This is a genomic window from Indolivaga capnocytophagoides, from assembly GCF_036511535.1.
Lineage (GTDB): Bacteria > Bacteroidota > Bacteroidia > Bacteroidales > Dysgonomonadaceae > Dysgonomonas_A > Dysgonomonas_A capnocytophagoides.
On sequence record NZ_AP028867.1, the window covers coordinates 2,915,946 to 2,935,752 of the forward strand.

Here is a 19,807-nt window from a genome sequence, read left to right on the forward strand (position 1 = left end):
AAGACCGTATCACCCGTCTAATGCTATATTTTTTTGTTCCTTTTCAAATCTTTCAAAGATCGCTTCTCGTTTTTCGCTTTTCTTAGTGACCGTCTCTCGGTCTTAAAGCGAGTGCAAAAGTAGTCCCTTTTACAATACACTCCAAATATTTTTATGCCTTTTTTTAAAATATTTTTATGCCTTCCTTACAACAACATTATTTACAACTACTTAGAATTATATCTTTTTTTTAACCAATTACTCGATATATATCCAATACCCCGTCAACACTGAATTCGGTGGTCTTCCCGCGAAAGACAAAATCGGCGTGGAAGAGGTAAACTCTTTTTCATATTTACTTCTTTTTGGAGGTATTTCTTCACATCCTTAACCTGTCCTTCCAATATAAGATTGCCTTCTTCCAGAAATCCGATGGTTGAACATATGCCTTCGACATCAGTCAACCCCCGATTGGTAAGAAGTATCGTCTTACCTATTTTTCGTAATTTCAGCAGCAGTTTATATAACTGGGTTTTGGATTGCTTCCCTAAATCCCTGAAAAGATCATCCAAAACCAAAAAGTCAGGATCGTGATATAATGCCAGTCCTATACTTAATCTTTTTTGTTGCTCCAGTCTCAGGGCTCTGACTTTCTTATTACGCACACTAGCCAGCCCTATTAATCTTAATACTTCGATAATGCGCTCTTCCCCCAAATGATATTTCACCTCAAAGAACTTAAAGTTCTCCCATACCGTCAGAAAATTATGAAAGCATGGAATGTCTACAACACTCCCCGTAATTACGGGAATTTCTTTCCTACGCTTTGCATAATCCTCACCATACAAATAAATAGTATCTTCGGGAGCACCCAATAAACCTAAGACAAGACCAATGATAGTAGTTTTTCCTGATCGGGGATTTCCGATAAGTCCATATATTTCCCCTTTTTCTATCGATAAATTAAAGTTACTCAAGATAAGGTCTTCTTTGTAACAATAATCCAGGTTTTTGATATCCAGAACAGTCATTCTTCAAATTAAATTTGATTTTGAACGGCAAAAAAACAAAATAGATTCGATATTTTATATAACCATATTTTCATTTAACGTCAACCCTCCTATAATAATCTTATAAAAGATTATAAAAAATTGAGGTATGTTGAGAAACATATATTATCTACTTAAAATTATTTGTCAGAAGATATTTCAAAGGAGACAATATGCGATTAGCCAATGAACGGTCTTCAGTTACAATTTCGGCGGTACCATTCAGTTCCCCTGTAAAATTAAATACTGCACCCGTAGTCGATTTCATACCCGAACAAAGAGCAATCTCTACGGCATACTTATTCTGGTTAGCCACCAACGAAATACTTTTGACGGTTCCCTGCAAAACTCCATATTCGAGATACGGATATCCTGATATTTTCAGATTTGCCAATTGTCCTATTTTTATCTTCCCTGCTCCGGATTCGGGAATCTCAACCTTACCGATCAGGTCTCCCTGATTGGCAGGCACTACAACAAATACCTTGTCTCCGGTACTTACTATCTGATTTTTTGTCCAATAAGAATTAAACGTCACAACTCCTGACTGAGGTGTAATCAGCATATACTTTTGTTCCCAAGTTTCGATTTCCGACACCAGTTCTCGATACGCAGAAACCAGTTCGGAGTGTTTACTGTTTTTATCCTGAAGATACTCGACCGTTAGTTTTGAAGCAGAACTAGACAGCTTATTATTTTCTATTTTTTCTGATAATATAGTTGCTTCAAGTTGTTGCAGAACCAATCTGAGCCCCAGATAAGTTTTCTCCGACTCTTCGACTTCCGATTTAGACAACACTCCTTTTTCGTACAATTGCTTATCTCTATCATAGGTTGATTTAGCTAAAGCTAATTCCTTTCGCTTCAGGTCTAACTGAGTATTCAGGTTCGAAGTATAAACAGTTCGTCCTTGTATCTGCTGACGGATAGAAACCTCATCCTGCTTAGTCAAATTCAATGACACAAAATTCTCGTAATTAACTGCAGCTTTTATAAAATCCGAGAATGAAGCCTGCAATTCACCCAATTCATACGTATGGTTAAGTAAATCTTGAGACAGTAAGACAACAGAGTCAGACACAATTGTTTCGGTCTGCAGATATCTCTTTACAGCTTTTACATCTTCTGTTGATGCCGGATTATCAATGACAGCAATCAGATCGCCTTGTTTTACAAACTGCTTATCGGATATATAAAGGTCTTTCAGTCTACCGGTCGATTTTGCCAAAAGCCACGAAGGGGGATTTTGGGTTGTAACACTTACACTTCCCGTCACAATATCGGGATAACGAAAGATAAAGCATCCTACAAAAATCAATCCCAGTACAACAAAAATCACTGTTGTACCATAACGTACCAATGAGTGCGGCGGACGAGCAAGAATATCTTTAACCTCATCGCTCCTTAATTCTATATTTTTATGTTTAGACTCTTTCATTTATAATTCCAATTGATTCTTTACTAAGTGATAATAAGCACCTTTCTTTTCCGATAAATCGTCGTGAGTCCCCACTTCCACCACCTTCCCTTTGTCAAGTACTATAATCTGGTCGGCATCACGCACTGTGCTCAATCGGTGAGCTACAATTATGGATGTACGACCTTTGAAAAACTTATTCAGATTTTCCATTATCACTTTTTCGTTATTGGCATCGAGAGCATTGGTCGCCTCATCCAGAAAGACAAATTCGGGATCTTTGTAAATCGCTCGTGCGATGAGTATCCGTTGTTTTTGTCCCTGACTAAGCCCATGTCCGTCATTACCTATCTTAGTATTATACCCCAAAGGCAGAGAGTCTATAAAATCGGATAGATTAGCCATTGTCGCAGCCATCAGCAGCCGCTCTTTATCAATAATTTCAGCTGCCGGAGCAATATTACGGGCGATACTGTCCGAAAATATAAAACCTTCCTGCATCACTATACCGCAACGACTTCTCCATTCTTTGCGGCTATAATTATCTAATCGGTTCTCTCCCAATAAAATGATTCCTTTTTGCGGGGGATAATATCCTAAGAATAATTTCAGAAGGGTTGTTTTGCCGCTCCCGCTGGTTCCCACTATTGCTGTTTTTTTCCCGGATGGAATCATTATTCCGACATCATTCAACACATAAATACCTTCTGATGTACCATCGTAAGCAAAGTACAGTCCTCCGGCTAGCAGATTTTTCCCGGATGGGATCTCTTGAATACGGCTGTCGTCAAGAGTCGCTTCATCTTCCTGAGTCTGTAAGTCGCTCAAACGATCGAGACTCAAACGGGCATCCTGAGTTTTTCTGGCGAATTCAATAATCTGGTCTACCGGACTATTCAACTGCCCAATTATATATTGTACGGCAACCATCATACCGATAGTCATCTCCCCATCGATAACGAATTTTGCGACCAATGCCGTAATCAGTATATTTTTTGTTTGATTTATAAATATAGCTCCCGAATCCTGATACTGACTCAAAGCCATTCCCTTGACCCTTATTCTAAAAAGGCGTGCTTGTATTGCTTCCCACCCCCATCTCTTTTGCTGTTCGCATGCATTCAGTTTTATTTCCTGCATGCCTGTTATAAGTTGTATGACTGTGCTCTGATTAGCAGATTGCTGCGCAAAATTTTTATGATCCAATTCTGCTCTTTTTTTCATGAATAACCAGACCCATAAAAAATACAAAAGGCTGCCTATGATAAATATGGCAAATATCTTCAAGCTATAAAAAGCAAGCACCAATCCCAGAATAACAATATTAAAAAACGAGAATAAAACATTCAGACTCGAATTGGTAAGGTAATCCTGTATGCGGGTATGATCATTTATTCGCTGAAGAATATCTCCCACCATCTTAGTATCGAAATACCCCATCGGCATACGGGTAAGCTTAATCAAGTAATCGGATATCAGCGCAATATTAATACGGCTACCCAGATGCAATAATATCCATCCTCTGATAAACTGAACCGTAGCATTACTAAACGTTAAAACCAACTGAGCCGCAAGTACTAAATAAACAAAATTCAGATTATAGGTACTAATTCCGATATCAACTACCGCCTGTGATAGAAAAGGTAAAATCAGCAACAACAAACTACCCAATATCAATCCCAGTATCAATTGAACCACCATTTTTTTGTATGGTCTCAGGTAAGAAAAGAGAAATCGAAATCCTGTACGGTGCTCAGTCTCTCCTTCATAACTGTAAAATTCAGGGGAAGGCTCCAGCAGCAAAGCTATGCCATGAGGAACTCCCTCGTCTTCGGTAGAGATCCAATTGCGGCAAAATTCATCCTGAGTATACTTAAGCCTTTCTCCGGCAGGATCGGCTACATACACAGTAAAACCATTCTTATGCTTTTTTATATCGTAAACAACAACAAAATGCTGTTGATTCCAAAACACAATGCAAGGCAGTGGGGCTTCACAAAGCTGTTCGAAAGAGATGCTTACCCCCATAGTTCTGAATCCGAGCGATTCGGCGGCCTCACTAACACCCAACAATGAAACTCCTTCTTTTGTAATACGGGATTTCTGCCTAAGTCGTTCCAAAGAATAATGCCTACCATAAAAAGCTGCAATCATACGTAAACATGTAGGACCGCAATCCATTGCATCGTGTTGCTTGTAGTGAGGAAATTTTCGCATATTATAATAGTAAGTAACTGTAAGTTTTAACGATATATTATTTCGATTTAACTATATGTTGTTATGTTTCCTAAAGATCAAAAAGTATTCCGACCTTAATAAATATACCAACACTGCGACCATCCGCAATCAAAAAGACTCAAGGTTTATTATAGCTTTGTAAAATCCTGCTAATGTATTAAAAAAACAGGACATTTCGGAAGCCGGATAAAAGAACATTTAAGTCTCAAACCTATTTGACTCGCCTTTGCTTCGGCGATTGTCAATTGTTGAATTTGCAAGCATAACAGCTAAAGTATATTATCGCATTAAAGTATGTCACCAAGCACCTCTTGTTGCTCATTATTCTTTTCTTACTTAAAAAAAAAGTGGTTTGAATGAATCAAACCACCTTAAAAATTTATGAGAGGATGTAAAATCAGGATCTTACTTTCTCACATTTTTTATTACTACTCTTCACAACACTTTCATTTGAATAGATAACAACATTACTCCAAAGTTTAAGGAAAGCCGGTTTAGAAATCTGTATATTCTTATTGATAACCGGATCAAAAAAGGTAACATTGCCGTCTGTACTTATATTTTTTAACATAACGAAACGTCCATCACTGATTCTAAGATGCAGGAATGCATTTTTCCGCTCTTTTTGCAAAGTATCGAAATCGGCCAGATAAGTCCGGCTCTGCAAATCATAATCTTTTAACAAATTCGCAATTGTAACAATTGAAGACTTCTTAGGCTCAAATTCGTACTGAACCTTCAAAACATTTCTATTATGAACAATATTACGGGCTGATAAAAAAGAAGATACTAAATTTACTATATAAAAATGAGAAGCCTTCATATGACACTGAAACTATAAAATTATTATACAACATCCACATTTACCCTGACAAAGGAAAGGCTTTTATCATCACCTCCTTATAATATTTTAATCATATTTTCTTTACACTTACACAATCCTAGAGTTATGGATATGCAAAAAAACACAAAAAAAACGGGTTAAGTATTACATTTTTCACCCTATAAATTACAAATACACTTCCTTTTTTAATTAAAAAACCTCTTTTTTTTCTCTTTTTTCTTTCCTTTTAGAGTAAAAAAATATCTCCATTAATCATATCTTTTTATTTAGCTATCTTTGTGGTTTAAGTGTAAAACTATTTCGTTATGCCAGAAAAAGAACATCCATTACATTTATTCCGGTATTGCCCCAAGTGCGGGTCAAACCATTTTGTAGAAAACAATTTTAAGTCTAAACGCTGCGAAGACTGCGGCTTCATTTATTACTTCAATCCTTCGTCAGCAACTGTGGCGGTTATTATCAACAAGAATAAAGAATTATTAGTGGCAACCAGAGCAAACGACCCCGCTAAAGGGACATTTGATCTTCCGGGAGGATTTGTTGATATGAACGAAACAGGAGAGGAAGCTGTTATTAGAGAAGTGCTGGAAGAAACAAGCCTGAGCATAACATCGGTGAAATATCTTTTTTCTATTCCTAATACCTATATGTATTCGGGATTTGAGGTACAAACTACCGATATGTTTTTCTTATGTAATACCGATGACGACAGTTCATTCAAGGCTCACGACGATGTTGCCGCATTACAGTTTATACCGATAGGAGATCTGGATCCGGCTCTTTTTGGGTTGGAATCAGTAAAGAAGGGAATCGAAAAACTAAGATCCGATACTTTCTTGCTGACTATTGAGTAAACGGATTTACTTAAAAATCATTAAACTTAATATTATAACAGGCTTTGGATATTTATCAACCAAAGCAATAAAGAGGTCTGAGACCTTAGTTAGAAAATATATGAAAAAAATATTCTTTATAGTCGGGATTGCATCATCTATTCAATTCTCGAATGCACAGAAAAGCATTACCAATGAATTGCCCGCCAGACTATTTATTCAGGGGAAAGAGATGTTCCTCAATAATAATTACACAGGAGCAGAAAATACACTGACCGAGTTCAAACAATCGAGCAAAGACAAAAGCCTGCTTCTCGAAGCCGATTACATGATTGCAGCCTCATCTTATTTCAGAGGAAAAGAAAATGCCGCAATTGTTCTGCGTGAATACCTCGACACATATCCCGAATCGTATCACCGCAATGATATTTGCTTTTATATCGGATCTTCATTTTTCAAAGACAAAGAGTGGGATAAAGCCTTATACTGGTTCAAACAATCCGATGTTTCCTACCTCAGCCTCAACGATCAGGAAGATTATACCTTCCGTTCTGCATATTCTAATCTGCAACAAGGCAACAAGGCCGAAGCCTATAACAGGTTCAGCACACTGGCAAAAAACAGCAACAGGTATTACGAACCCGCTACATATTATAAGGCGTATATCGATTTTCACGATGGAAATTACGACGAAGCACTCAATGTTTTCGGAAAGTTGAAAAATGTACCCGAATACAAAGAACAATCACTGTTTTTTATCACACAAGGTCAATTTCTGAAAGGAGATCTCAATGGTGCGATCACCGCCGGACTGAATTATCTGAACAGTTATCCAGATAATCAAAATTCCGGCGAAGTATACCGTATCCTAGGAAACAGTTACTATCGTCAGGGACAACAACAAGAAGCTATTTCGTTTTATGAAAAATACCTGAGCAAAACAGATAAACCTTTCAGAGAAGATATGTTCCAGCTCGGAACAGCGTATTCTCAGTCCGGATCGCCACAGGATGCGATCAGGGCATTACAGTTTGCTGCATCCAAAGAAGACAAATTGGGACAGGCATCTTATATGCTCCTCGGACAAAATTATCTGAAAATAAACGATAATACCAATGCGTTAATGGCTTTCGACGCGGCATCACGCGTTCAGTTCGATCCTGCTGTCAGCGAAGTCGCTCTGTATAATTATGCGATGCTTGTACACAAGACATCATTGTCGGTATTTGACCAATCGATAACTGTGCTGCAACGTTTTCTACAAGAATATCCTAACTCGAGATATGTTAACGAGATTAATAAGCAGTTGGCTTCAACGCTTCTTGCCACTAAAAATTATCAGGCGGCTTTAAATGTTATCGACCAGATGCGTAATCCGGGACAACAAATATTGGAAGCTAAACAAACTATTCTTTTCCAATTAGGGGCTCAGGACTTCATCGATGGTAAATACGATAATGCAATCCAGCGTTTCAACAACTGTATAAGCATGGGTAACTACGATATCAAATCGAAAAACGAAGCTTATTTCTGGAGAGGAGAAAGCTACTACCGAAAGAATGAATACACAACAGCAACCAAAGATTACCAGTCATATATATCACAGACAACCCCATCTGCCGAAAATTACACCTCTGCATTATACAATTTGGGATATAGTTTTTTCAAAGAAAAACAATATCCGAACTCTCTGAATAGTTTCCGTCAATATGTTTCGCAGGAAAAAAACAGACAAAATCTTACTTATGCCGATGCTCTAAACCGTATCGGAGACTGTTATCTGTACAGCCGTAATTTTAGAGAGGCTGAACGTGCTTATGCTCAAGCGTCAAACAACAATCAACAAAGTGCCGAATACGCAGAGTTTCAAAAAGCATTTGTCATGGGGCTTCAACATAATTACAATGGAAAGATATCTGCATTGGATGCCATGATTCGCAAATATCCCGAATCTCAGTATGTTGATGATGCCATGTACGAAAAAAGCCGAGCATTGGTGATGTTAAACAGGGAACAGGATGCAACCTCCGTATTAAGTCAAATGCTGAATAAATATCCTGACTCAAATATTGCGGCAAAAGCAGGAGTTCTACTCGGTCAGTCTTATTACAATATCAACCAAACCAATCAGGCTATCGCCGCATACAAGAAAGTAGTCGACATCAATAAAAATACAGAAGAAGCCCGTATCGCATTGCAAAGTCTCGAAGGCATCTATCGTGATATGAATGATATATCATCTTATGCCAATTATGCCAATTCTTTAGGATCGGGAGTTATCATATCTACAAGCCGTCAGGATTCATTGACATATCTTGCCGCAGAAAATGTATATATGAAAGGACGGTCGGCAGAAGCAGTCAATGCCATGAAGAAGTATTTGCAATCGCATCCCAACGGTCAATTTACCGGTGATGCACATTATTATATAGGAATCGTAGCTTACGAGAAAAAAGACAACTCGACAGCCCTCTCGGAATTTAACCGGACAGTACAATCGGGTAATGCTAAAAATCTGAGCAAAGCCCTTCTTCACATAGGAGAAATACAGCTGGCGAATAACGATTCTCAATCGGCATACAATACCTTCAAGCAACTCGAAAGAGCAGCAGTCAATGCCGAAGAACGGAATGCCGCTCAACTCGGAATCCTTAAAACAGCAGGGACTTCCGGTAACAACAATGAAATAATAACTGTGGCAACCCAGCTTTTATCTTCGGACAAAACTTCGCCGGAAGTAATCAGCGAAGCCCGCCTGGCCAGAGCCAAAGCATATTTAGCTACATCAGCCACAAGCAAAGCCACAGAAGACCTGACCAAAGCAGCAACCGATACCCGCAGTATTTATGGTTCGGAAGCTCACTACTTGTTAGCAGAAACTTACTTCAAAGCTAAATCCTATGACAAAGCAGAACTGCAAGTTTTATCGTTAATGAAGCAAGGAACACCTCATGCTTATTGGCTGGCCAGAGCTATTATCGTATTATCAGACACGTATAAAGCAAAAGGAGATAAGTTTCAGGCAAAACAATATCTTGAAAGTCTCAATGCAAATTATACAGGCGATGAATCCGACATAAGAACTATGATCAGCGAACGTCTTGCGTCACTAAACAAATAAGCAGGTTAAAAATAAGTTATAAAGAGGTCTGAGACCACAAATACCAGAAACGATGAATATTACATACAAAACCATCATATCAAGCATTATAGCTGTTTATGCGATACAATCGATTGACGCACAGACAGCCGCAAAAGATACACTGCTCAATCGTCAGGTGTCTTTGGAAAGAGAGTACACTCCAACCATACAGGATGCTTCTAAAATAAACACTTTACCGGCATTGCATGAACCACAGAAGAAACAGTACGATATACGGTTCGAAAATGCAGCCCCTTCAGTAAACTTTGCATCATACCCTATAGGTGACACCGGATCGGGAGATATCCGCACAGGAATTACATCTTCCAAACAAAGAGGATACCTCAACTTCGGAGCCGGTATGTATTCTAATCTCGAAGGAGCTTTAGGTTACCGTATCGTAGATGCGCCCAATGACCAGTTAGACCTTTTCGGAACACATAATTCTACGAATGGAAAAATCAAATATCTGAACGGCACAGAAGCTTACGATGAAGAAAAAGCCAAGAACATGGAAAATTTCATAAAAGCCCGTTACAGCCATAAATTCGAAACTGCAACATGGTATCTAAGCGGATCGTTCCTCAACAACGGATTCAACTATTACGGTAATCCTAATATATTTTCTACCTTCTCACCTAGTGCTAATATAGTTAGTGCCGACAATAAGAATGTATCGGAAAACCAATCGGTAAATATATTCGAAGTAGAAACCGGAGTCAATTCAATAGAGTCCAGTGACAATCTGAATTACTCGGCCAGTCTTAAATACAACCGCTTTTCATCAAAATATTCTTCTGATATGGCAGAAGATGGTCCAAGAGGAAATATTATAGATGCAAAAGTCGATTTGTCTCAGCCATTCTTTTCCGATAAGAAAGTAGGTATCAGAGGAAACCTGTTCTACCAAAAATACGATGGGCATACTAATAACTACAGCAACGAACAAAACGACCTGTATCATAATCTGACCATATTGAGAGCCAATCCTTATCTGAAAATAGATAACGGAGATGTAAGGCTTCTTATTGGAGCAAATATCAACTGGGCTATCGATGCCAGTAATAAATTTGCTGTTGCTCCGACTGTCGATTTATCTTGGAACTTTAATGACAACAGCCTGCTGTATCTGAATGTTGACGGAGGAATCAACGACAACAGCTTTATCAATATTTATAAAGAAAACCGTTATATCAATCCTATTGGACGTGTGAACATCTCCAAAACATTATATGATGCACGGCTGGGGATCCGTTCGGGAGCAATCACCGGTTTCGAATTCGATATATTCGGCGGTTACAAATATACTAACGACAATCATCTGTATATACAGACACAGACTACATCATGGAACAATGTGAGTGATGTTCTATATGCCAATATGGGAGAAGGACACTTCGGCGGAGCCATCAAAACAAAACTTATTCCATACACCGATTTATCGATAAAAGCAATCGCACACTTTTATAACCTGAGCAAATATTCGAATGATATAGTTTTCAGTGAGAAAAAGGCCTGGGGACTGCCAACATTGACATTTGACTTCAATGCGGATTTTTCGTTTATCGAAAATCTTATTCTGACAGCCAACTATCAATTTGAAGGAGGAAGAAAGACTTGGAACGGCACAGGAGCTACAAGTATGAAAAGTATCAACGAGCTAAACTTCAAGGCGAGTTACCATGTCTTGGAATGGTTGTCATTATATGCGAAGGTTAATAATGTGCTAAGCCAGAAATATGAACGATATTACGGCTACACCTTGCAAGGAATAAATGCTTCGGCAGGATTCAACCTCACTTTTTAAATCAAACTCAAAAATCTAATAATCAAATATTTGTAAAATTCAAAAATTCAAAACAGCGACATTTCTCAGTAATTTTTTATAAAAAAAGGAGATTTTGATTATATTGCGTTACATAAAGTTTTAATTATTTTGTATAACAAAAAATTTAAGGATCAATTATTATCTTCCGAATCTAATAAAGGATAAAACGAGTATACTAGCTGTTGCTGCCCTATAGGCTATTAGAAAGCCGAAAAAAGCAAAAAATACCTAGACCTTGTACTGCGCAGAGTAATACTCTGTAGCTGTAGACTCTCCTTCAACAAAAGGCACATTCTTAAAGGAAAATCTTTTCTGGTTTCAGAAAAGATTTTTTTTATTAAGGCAATACTCTAACCAAAGTTATTTTCTATATTTGCAACGTTTTGGTGCCATCCTTTTTATTCAATAAAGAATGGTGAAAAGGGAATCAGGTGTAAGTCCTGAACAGACCCGCTGCTGTAAACTCTACAAATATTGTTTTAGAAATACTCCCGATACCACTATCTGTAAAACAGATGGGAAGGTGATTCTAAAATAAGAGTAAGTCAGAAGACCTGCCAGAACATTTACTTGGATGAAAACTTTCGGGTTATAAAGTTTACATTTCCGATAAATAGCTCAACTAAAGCCGCAAAACGTTTTATTGACCGATGAAGGATGAAACTAGAAATAGTTACTATCTTCAAGTGCGTCATTAAATACTTTCGGGTACTAAAAAAGTTATGCTATCTTTAAATTCAAAGATGATAATAACCAAAACAGATATGGAAAAGATATGCCCTAGATGTGCCACCGTGTTTGTCTGTCGTGTTGATAATATCAGGCTCTGTAATTGCGGCAAAATAATATTAAACGATGGAGTGCGGGAATATATAAAACAGCACTGGGGAAAATGTTTATGTTTCGATTGTCTCACAAACATTAATCAAAACATAGAACAGCTAATACATAACGACGCAGGGTCGAAAGAAGAATCGTTTAAAAGCCAAAGTGACAACCCGATATTACAAAAGGACTCATAAGCAATTATAAATAAGAGTTTTTAGACAAAATTAAAAGAATGGCAGGGTTACTTTTACAATTGAAATTCTTAAATTTGAAAGCATATTGCGGTACATCAGTCAACATTTTTACAGATAAACATACAACTTAGATGCCCTATTTGTACCGCACCTTAGAGATCATTTAGGACTTTCTAAGTATAATAAGTCAGTTATTACTTTAAAATATATCATTAATACTTTTTGTTACTTAAAAATAAGAATTACTCATAAACAAAATAAATAGCAATGCAAAACGAATTTACCATCAGCCGGGGAAAGGCAATGATCAATTTCTCAGTAAAATACTGCGATAATCGTCAGAAATTGTTGAATAGCTACGGCTTTAGACGGGTGATAGACTCATTTATTCAGGTATTGAAAAAAGATAATGTAATTATTTACGATCAATACAGCAAGAATTTTAAGAACGATGATGAATTTGCAACCACATTGATACAGGTATTCAAATTTCTTACAGTTTGTGACGAAGGAGAAGTTCTGAAAGTAAACAATAAATACTCGGAACACTTCCATGACAAGAATCTGTTTATCGAATTGATCGAACTGCTATACGGATACTGGAGACGTCTGGAACGTATCTCTATCGTACGCAACAACAGTTTAGGAGATGGCTTGCAAAATGTAAGATTTATACAGGCCAACGACCAGTTTAACGATCTTATTCTGGCAACATACCGTCGGATCGAAGAAACCATTATGGGATCTCAGCATAGAGTGTACCGTCAATTGGTTGCGGGAGCAAATGCCGGACTAACGCTGAACAACGTTACATGGAACTGCCCTGTTGAATATACCGGACTATCAGCTGTGCCGTTTATCAGCACTGTTATATTCCAACCGCCATTGATTACTTACACAAAACGTAATACCCGTTCGGGAATTTTCCACGAACACGAGACTAATCCTATTGCTAATCTTACATTAAATGATAACGACTGGTATATATTTCCTGCTTGGGTCGGTAATATGCTCACTTTCGTATATTTCCATAAAGACTTCATCGATCACGGTTTAGGATTATCCAACCTGTTTGAACTTGCAGTAGAAAGCAGCTATATAGGTAAAAAACCCGACATGATCTATATATTCGGATATCCTGACGGACACGAAGAAAAGAGAACCTTCTACTACAAGGACAAGAAAAACGATATCATGATCGGATACGCTAATTACTGCGACGATATCGATTATTTCGGATATATGAAAAAAATGCTGTTGACTCTCCACAACATCAAACAGATGGAAAATAAACGTCTTCCGATACATGGAGCAATGGTAAATATCGCCCTTAAAAACGGTAAAGAATCGAACATCATTATAATGGGAGATAGTGGAGCCGGAAAATCAGAAAGTTTGGAAGCATTCCGTACATTAAACGAAAAATACATCCGCCACATGCGAATAATTTTTGATGATATGGGATATCTGAATATCGAAAAAGACGGATCGGTAAAAGGATACGGAACAGAAATCGGAGCTTTCGTCCGTGTAGACGATCTTGACCCCGCATACGCATATCAACAACTCGACCGAGGTATTTACAGTAATCCAGATAAGATCAATGCCCGTGTTACAATTCCGGTTGCAACCTACGAAGTAATTTCTAAAGGATATACAGTAGACTATATGCTATACGCTAATAACTACAGCGAATCAGAAAAAAAGATCAACTTCTTTGACGACCTTACCAATGCGATTGATGTATTCGAAGCCGGAGCACGCAAGGCAAAAGGTACAACATCCGAAGTCGGTCTTGTAAAATCATACTTTGCAAATCCATTCGGTCCTGTTCAGGAACAATCTCTGGCAGAAACTCTGGTTCGCAAGTATTTTGGCAAGATGAAAGAGAATGGTGTTAAAATCGGAGAAATCCACACATCTCTGGCCATAGACGGACTAACCAAAGACGGTCCAAGAATGGCCGCTGAAGAATTATTCTCTCTGATCAACGAATAATAAATAAGCAACAGAATAACTCATTGCTGATGAGTTATTCTGTCGCTGAAATAACAAACAGGTCTGAGACCTTAACTCAAAAATTTAAAATATGAGTCAATCAAACACTTTAATGAATGAGAACATTTCGATGTTAGGTTCTCTTCTCGGAGACACTATCAGGGAAGCTCTGGGAGAAGCTACATTCGAAAGGGTCGAAACGATAAGACGACTCTCTAAGGCTTCTCATAATGGAGACATTGCCGCTCATGAAGAACTAGTCAAAACCCTGCAAAACCTTCCTGATAAGGATTTTTTACCTGTAGCGCAGGCATTCAACCAGTTCCTTAATCTGACCAATACAGCCGAGCAATACGATACTATATCGCAACATGCTCAGGGAAAAGAAAATCCGGTAAACTTTCCGGCCATCTACAAAACCCTTAAGGATAAAGGCATAAGCGATGAAGAGGTGAAGAAGTCTATTGAAGAAATCTCTATTGACCTTGTACTGACAGCCCACCCTACTGAAATAAACCGCCGTTCGCTCATTAATAATCTGAATGAAGTAAGCGATTGTTTACAGCAATTAGATCATGACGATATAGTTGACTACAAGAAAGAGCATATTATGCAAAGATTGAAGCAACTAATCGTTCAATATTGGTTTACGGACGAGATACGTAAAAACCGGCCAACACCGAATGAAGAGGCAAAATGGGGATATGATGTTGTCGAAAACAGTCTTTGGGATGCCGTTCCTCAATTCCTGAGAGAATTAAATGAACAATTGAATAATACAATCGGATACACCATTCCGGTAGATGCACGTCCCATACACTTTTCGTCATGGATGGGTGGAGACCGTGATGGTAATCCCAACGTTACAGCATCTGTAACACGTGATGTATTACTTCAAAGCCGTAAACGAGCTGCATTGCTATTCCTGAGAGATATCGAAGTATTAGTAAAAGAACTTTCGATGTATGCCTGTACTCCTCAATTCAGGGAATATCTGGGAGATAACGATGTACAAGAACCATACAGAGAATTGATGAAACGTCTTCGCTCGAAATTCAGAAAAACAATCGCTTATCTGGACGAAAGAATTGAAGGCAAACACTTACCTGTGACCGATGATATTATTTTCGATAATAACCAACTGTGGGAACCATTAATGCAATGCTACAATTCACTCATCGAATGCGGTATGCAAAGTATAGCAAACGACAAATTATCGGATACTCTACGCCGGGTGAAGTGTTTCGGTGTGACACTGGTAAAAATAGATGTCCGCCAGGAAAGCACAAGACATACCGAAGCATTGTCGGAAGTTACCCGCTATCTGGGTATAGGAGATTACGAATCATGGTCTGAATCAGAAAAACAAGCGTTTCTTATTAAGGAGCTTTCTTCGAAGCGACCTCTTATTCCGAATAACTGGGAACCCAGTCCGGAAACCAAAGAAGTGATTGAAACCTGTCGTGTGATAGCCGAAACTCCCGAAGGTGCAATTCCTGTATACGTAATATCTATGGCAAGAACTCCATCGGATGTACTGGCCGTTCACTTATTTTTAAAGGAAACAGGATGCCCTTATACTCTTCCGGTAGCTCCGCTGTTTGAAACTCTTAACGACCTCAATAATGCCGAAGATGTAATGAAACAATTACTGAATATAGGTTGGTACAGAGGCATCATCAACAACAAACAAATGGTGATGATAGGCTATTCGGATTCTGCGAAAGATGCAGGTGCATTAGCCGCTGGATGGGCTCAATACAGAGGACAGGAAGCTCTGATCAGAGTATGTTCGGAAGCAGGAGTTTTACTTACCTTATTCCACGGTAGAGGCGGAACAATAGGTAGAGGCGGAGGACCCGCTAAGATAGCATTATTCTCTCAGCCTCCCGGTTCTCTTAAAGGAGGATTACGTGTTACTGAACAAGGGGAAATGATCCGTTTCAAATTAGGACTTCCCGACTTGGCAATCAATACCCTTTCGTTATATATAGATGCAATATTAGAAGCCAATCTTTTACCTCCTCCTGCACCAAAGGACGAATGGCGTAAAGTGATGGATGACTTGTCTGACATATCATGCAAAGCATATCAGGATCTGGTACATCGCAACGAAGACTTCATACCCTACTTCTATCAATCCACACCGGAAGCGGAACTTGCAAAACTGCCTCTAGGGTCAAGGCCTGCTAAACGTCGCCCAACCGGAGGAGTGGAAAGTTTAAGAGCTATTCCGTGGATTTTTGGATGGACTCAAAACCGGTTAATGCTGCCGGCATGGCTGGGAGCCGGTCAGGCTTTACAGCAAGTTATAGATGAGGGTAAGATGGGCTTGCTTGAATCAATGTCTAAAGAGTGGCCATTTTTCAACACTCGTATAAGCATGTTGGAAATGGTATTTGCGAAAGCTGACAGACGTATTGCCACATATTATGATAAGCGGCTCGTGGATCCTAAACTTCAGTATCTTGGGACTGAACTTCAAAATCAGCTGGAAAAAGATATTCATACCATATTGAATATTCTGCATGACGATCATCTTATGGAGAATCTTCCGTCGATAGCAAGCAACATTGCGATGCGAAATATCTATACAATTCCGCTGAATTTACTTCAGGTAGAACTGTTGCAACGGTGTCGTAATCAAGAAACTTATCCTCAGGAATTGGAACAAGCATTGATGGTAACAATTTCCGGTATCGCCGCAGGTATGCGAAATACAGGATGATAATACCCCCATATCATAAATAAAAGTCTCGAGTTTGAATAAACTCGAGACTTTTATTTATCTATCTACAGCCCATATTCTAAAAAAGTTGGATAATCAGCTGATTCAAGAAGCTCCTTATCCCCTCTACTGTCGCCGTATGCATACAGAATATAACTGTTTCTATCAGGATATTGAGCTAGCAAACGGTTGACTTTCTCTTGACCATAACAATTCTTAGTACTGAATGTTCCATCTATAATGTTATCCGTTACAAATATTTCTGTAGATAACACTACGTTAATATTCATTTGGTTCGCCCATGGTTGGATCCAATTTTTGACAGAGGCACTGATAATAATTACTTGATGACCTTGGTTTTGATGCCATCTTATTTTATCAATCGTTTCTTTTCTTGTTATAAGATTAATCCGTTCAATGTATTTCTCCCCTATCTTGTTAAAACGATTTACAGATACATTTTTAAAGAAAAATGAGAACAGCTTTTGCTTTGCTGTACTATTCCTTATCAATCCGGCTTTATAGCAGATAAGCATAGGTGAGAGAATAATCAATCCTACTATAAGCCTTATCTTTCCAACATAAAAACCTATAAAATCTAAAAGAGTATCTTTTGTCGTTATAGTTCCATCAAAATCAAAGGCTGCTATTATTGGTTTAGAAGTCATAATATCTGTTATATAAAGAGATTGAGATAAATGAAGTAACCCACAAGGCAATATATATTTGCAAAGGCCTGTCATAAATCAATAAATTTGTTGGGCTATCACCCTTCTTCTCTACAAATATAGCTTGTAAATACCTGAACAAGCCTAAAATTACGAACAATGATGTTATATAAAGATATTCTCCATTATGCAATACAACTAGCGGAGAAATAGTATACATTATATAACTGAATAGGATTATTGTGACTATTATGATTATTATAGAATTCAAAAATTCGAGATTATAACCGGCTATACTTTTTCTCATTTGTTTTCCGGTTTCAGTAAAGATTACAACATCTGTCCGTCTTTTCCCTACGACAAGAAGAAGTGCAAGTAAGAATGTCAAGATTATTATCCAATAAGAAAGTACTATTCCGGTGGCATATCCTCCAATAAATAAACGGATAACAAATCCAATGGCAACAATGGTAATATCAACTATTGATACTTGCTTTAACTTAAAGCAATAGGCTATGTTTAATAAGAAATAGCCAGCTAAGAGATTAGTTGAAGCTAGACTCTTTAATATAAATATATATATACCAAAGCCTAAGCAAATTATAAAAAGGCAAACTACAAATGCCGAAGACACACTAATGGCTCCCGATGCTAAAGGTCGAAACTTTTTAGTTGGATGCTCCTTATCAGATTCCATATCTTTCCAATCATTTATGATATAAACAGAACTGGCTATACAGCAAAATCCGATAAAAGCAATCGATGCATTTATCAAAGCCTCTCTACTATGAAAAGAGAATGAAAAAAAGATAGGGGCGAATATAAAAAAGTTCTTGATCCATTGATGGACACGCAACAGTTTTAAATATAAAAAAGAAGTTTGGAGCATATTAAATATCTATTGGATATAAGGTTTTAGAATATTGGACAAAATCAATTACCCAATTAATATTATTAACAAGTAACACTAATATCATTGTGACTAAGATAATCGTAAATACTTTTCTTTGCTTATTATTTAGCCGCTTATTATACCCCCAGCCTAAAGTTAAAGGTACAATAAATACCCCCCATAAAATACCTGTAAATAGATATTGCCAACATTTGTGATAATAATCGGTAATAATAACTAAATAATTTTGAGTAGCAGAATACTTAATAAGCAACTCTGGAAGCAAAATAGGAGCTCCTATAAATAAATCTATAGCATTTTCATACAAGGAGTAATTCATGTTTGTAAAATACTTGTATCTCTTAAATAGCCAATCAAGTGTATTGTATCTATATTCTAAATACATAAAAACAATTAGAAAAAAGACACTGATATATATTATCTTAAAAAGAGTTGTTCTAAAATTATTTTTTGTAAAGAACATCAATAAAGCTCCTTTTGCCAAATTAGCGATAGTCACTGCCCCTAATAGAATCGTTAGAAAAGCATCGGAAAAATAGCTTTTCTTGTCTCCTTTCTTCAAATCAGAATAATAATATATGGCAAAGCTTAACAGATATAGAGAAAACGTAAACGATTCAAAAATGAAGCTTAAAATAATACAAGTCAAGAAAAGAGAATAAAAAAAGATCATTAATAAACTTATTTTTCTTTTCAACTCAATAATTGCTCTTAAGTATCTATATACATACATAATTGAAGAAAACACCAAATATGCACTCACCACATTTATAAAAACGACTTTAGATATTTCATGTTTAAATATTAGCCTCAAACAAGACCCTATTTTCAGAATCGGATAGAGGATATAATATAATAGTGGATGACCTTCATAATTCTCCACCCCTTTATGATAGCATCTCAGGCTATCATAAGAAAAATATAAATCAGCAGATATAAAGGGATTATTATAAAGGTTAGCATTAAACATAATATAAAACGCCAATAGAGAATATAGAAGAAAGAAGAAAAATAATACTTTTTTCTCCTCCTTATTATTAGGGAATAAGGAAATTATTAGTCTTTTCAATTCCGAAAATTCCGTTATCCAATAATCACACTTAGTAGAAGAACCATTTAAGTATCTTTTGTAATCAAGCAAAACAGCA

13 protein-coding genes and 1 riboswitch are annotated in these 19,807 nt (G+C 37.4%); of the genes, 6 read left to right on the top strand and 7 right to left on the bottom strand.

The window, feature by feature from the left end; genetic code table 11:
* Window positions 1-263: 263 nt before the first annotated feature.
* From AABJ51_RS11680 to AABJ51_RS11695, 4 genes are all read right to left on the bottom strand, one after another.
* Window positions 264-1,010, bottom strand: a complete 747-nt coding sequence (locus AABJ51_RS11680) for an ATP-binding cassette domain-containing protein (RefSeq protein WP_134436895.1) — start codon at window positions 1,008-1,010, stop codon at window positions 264-266.
* Window positions 1,011-1,158: 148 nt separating this feature from the next.
* Window positions 1,159-2,466: an HlyD family secretion protein gene (locus AABJ51_RS11685; protein WP_338372718.1), complete on the bottom strand. Its 1,308-nt coding sequence runs from the start codon at window positions 2,464-2,466 to the stop codon at window positions 1,159-1,161.
* Entirely contained in the window at window positions 2,467-4,662 is a 2,196-nt protein-coding gene (locus tag AABJ51_RS11690) for a peptidase domain-containing ABC transporter (protein WP_338372720.1), read from the bottom strand.
* A gap of 418 nt (window positions 4,663-5,080) precedes the next feature.
* Window positions 5,081-5,506: a cysteine peptidase family C39 domain-containing protein gene (locus AABJ51_RS11695; RefSeq protein ID WP_026627031.1), complete on the bottom strand. Its 426-nt coding sequence runs from the start codon at window positions 5,504-5,506 to the stop codon at window positions 5,081-5,083.
* Window positions 5,507-5,832: 326 nt separating this feature from the next.
* On the opposite strand from AABJ51_RS11695, the gene AABJ51_RS11700 reads away from it, so the two are divergent.
* The 6 genes from AABJ51_RS11700 (at window position 5,833) to ppc (ending at window position 17,078) form a co-directional block, all read left to right on the top strand.
* Window positions 5,833-6,381: an NUDIX hydrolase gene (locus AABJ51_RS11700; protein ID WP_026627030.1), complete on the top strand. Its 549-nt coding sequence runs from the start codon at window positions 5,833-5,835 to the stop codon at window positions 6,379-6,381.
* A 100-nt stretch (window positions 6,382-6,481) separates the two neighbouring features.
* Window positions 6,482-9,481, top strand: a complete 3,000-nt coding sequence (locus AABJ51_RS11705; RefSeq protein WP_338372721.1) for a tetratricopeptide repeat protein — start codon at window positions 6,482-6,484, stop codon at window positions 9,479-9,481.
* 52 nt (window positions 9,482-9,533) lie between these two features.
* Window positions 9,534-11,309: a TonB-dependent receptor gene (locus tag AABJ51_RS11710; protein ID WP_338372722.1), complete on the top strand. Its 1,776-nt coding sequence runs from the start codon at window positions 9,534-9,536 to the stop codon at window positions 11,307-11,309.
* A 388-nt stretch (window positions 11,310-11,697) separates the two neighbouring features.
* Window positions 11,698-11,906: riboswitch (cobalamin riboswitch) on the top strand.
* 188 nt (window positions 11,907-12,094) lie between these two features.
* Complete coding sequence (locus AABJ51_RS19400; RefSeq protein WP_157279434.1) at window positions 12,095-12,352, top strand: cysteine-rich CWC family protein; 258 nt, start codon at window positions 12,095-12,097, stop codon at window positions 12,350-12,352.
* Between the two features lie 267 nt (window positions 12,353-12,619).
* Window positions 12,620-14,350, top strand: coding sequence for a hypothetical protein (locus AABJ51_RS11715; protein WP_026627027.1), 1,731 nt, complete (start codon window positions 12,620-12,622; stop codon window positions 14,348-14,350).
* A 91-nt stretch (window positions 14,351-14,441) separates the two neighbouring features.
* Window positions 14,442-17,078 carry a phosphoenolpyruvate carboxylase gene (gene ppc / locus AABJ51_RS11720; RefSeq protein ID WP_338372723.1) on the top strand — a complete coding sequence of 879 codons (2,637 nt, stop codon included), beginning with the start codon at window positions 14,442-14,444 and terminating at the stop codon, window positions 17,076-17,078.
* A gap of 65 nt (window positions 17,079-17,143) precedes the next feature.
* Here the strand turns inward: ppc and AABJ51_RS11725 are convergent, their stop codons facing one another.
* Genes AABJ51_RS11725 through AABJ51_RS11735 form a run of 3 tightly spaced genes read right to left on the bottom strand, consistent with a single transcriptional unit; the run spans window position 17,144 to window position 19,800 of the window.
* A complete protein-coding gene (locus AABJ51_RS11725; RefSeq protein WP_338372724.1) occupies window positions 17,144-17,746 on the bottom strand; it encodes an HAD family hydrolase in 603 nt (200 codons plus the stop codon).
* Complete coding sequence (locus tag AABJ51_RS11730) at window positions 17,736-18,635, bottom strand: decaprenyl-phosphate phosphoribosyltransferase (protein ID WP_338372725.1); 900 nt, start codon at window positions 18,633-18,635, stop codon at window positions 17,736-17,738. Before AABJ51_RS11730 ends, AABJ51_RS11725 begins: the two co-directional genes overlap by 11 nt.
* A 1-nt stretch (window position 18,636) precedes the next feature.
* Window positions 18,637-19,800 carry a DUF6080 domain-containing protein gene (locus AABJ51_RS11735; RefSeq protein WP_338372726.1) on the bottom strand — a complete coding sequence of 388 codons (1,164 nt, stop codon included), beginning with the start codon at window positions 19,798-19,800 and terminating at the stop codon, window positions 18,637-18,639.
* Between the last annotated feature and the right edge of the window lie 7 nt (window positions 19,801-19,807).

Coding starts and splice junctions, on each gene's coding strand:
- AABJ51_RS11700 (WP_026627030.1), top strand. CDS start 5,833: ATGCCAGAAAAAGAACATCCATTACATTTATTCCGGTATTGCCCCAAG.
- AABJ51_RS11710 (WP_338372722.1), top strand. CDS start 9,534: ATGAATATTACATACAAAACCATCATATCAAGCATTATAGCTGTTTAT.
- AABJ51_RS11680 (WP_134436895.1), bottom strand. CDS start 1,010: ATGACTGTTCTGGATATCAAAAACCTGGATTATTGTTACAAAGAAGAC.
- AABJ51_RS11725 (WP_338372724.1), bottom strand. CDS start 17,746: ATGACTTCTAAACCAATAATAGCAGCCTTTGATTTTGATGGAACTATA.
- AABJ51_RS11690 (WP_338372720.1), bottom strand. CDS start 4,662: ATGCGAAAATTTCCTCACTACAAGCAACACGATGCAATGGATTGCGGT.
- ppc (WP_338372723.1), top strand. CDS start 14,442: ATGAGTCAATCAAACACTTTAATGAATGAGAACATTTCGATGTTAGGT.
- AABJ51_RS19400 (WP_157279434.1), top strand. CDS start 12,095: ATGGAAAAGATATGCCCTAGATGTGCCACCGTGTTTGTCTGTCGTGTT.
- AABJ51_RS11685 (WP_338372718.1), bottom strand. CDS start 2,466: ATGAAAGAGTCTAAACATAAAAATATAGAATTAAGGAGCGATGAGGTT.
- AABJ51_RS11705 (WP_338372721.1), top strand. CDS start 6,482: ATGAAAAAAATATTCTTTATAGTCGGGATTGCATCATCTATTCAATTC.
- AABJ51_RS11695 (WP_026627031.1), bottom strand. CDS start 5,506: ATGAAGGCTTCTCATTTTTATATAGTAAATTTAGTATCTTCTTTTTTA.
- AABJ51_RS11730 (WP_338372725.1), bottom strand. CDS start 18,635: ATGCTCCAAACTTCTTTTTTATATTTAAAACTGTTGCGTGTCCATCAA.
- AABJ51_RS11715 (WP_026627027.1), top strand. CDS start 12,620: ATGCAAAACGAATTTACCATCAGCCGGGGAAAGGCAATGATCAATTTC.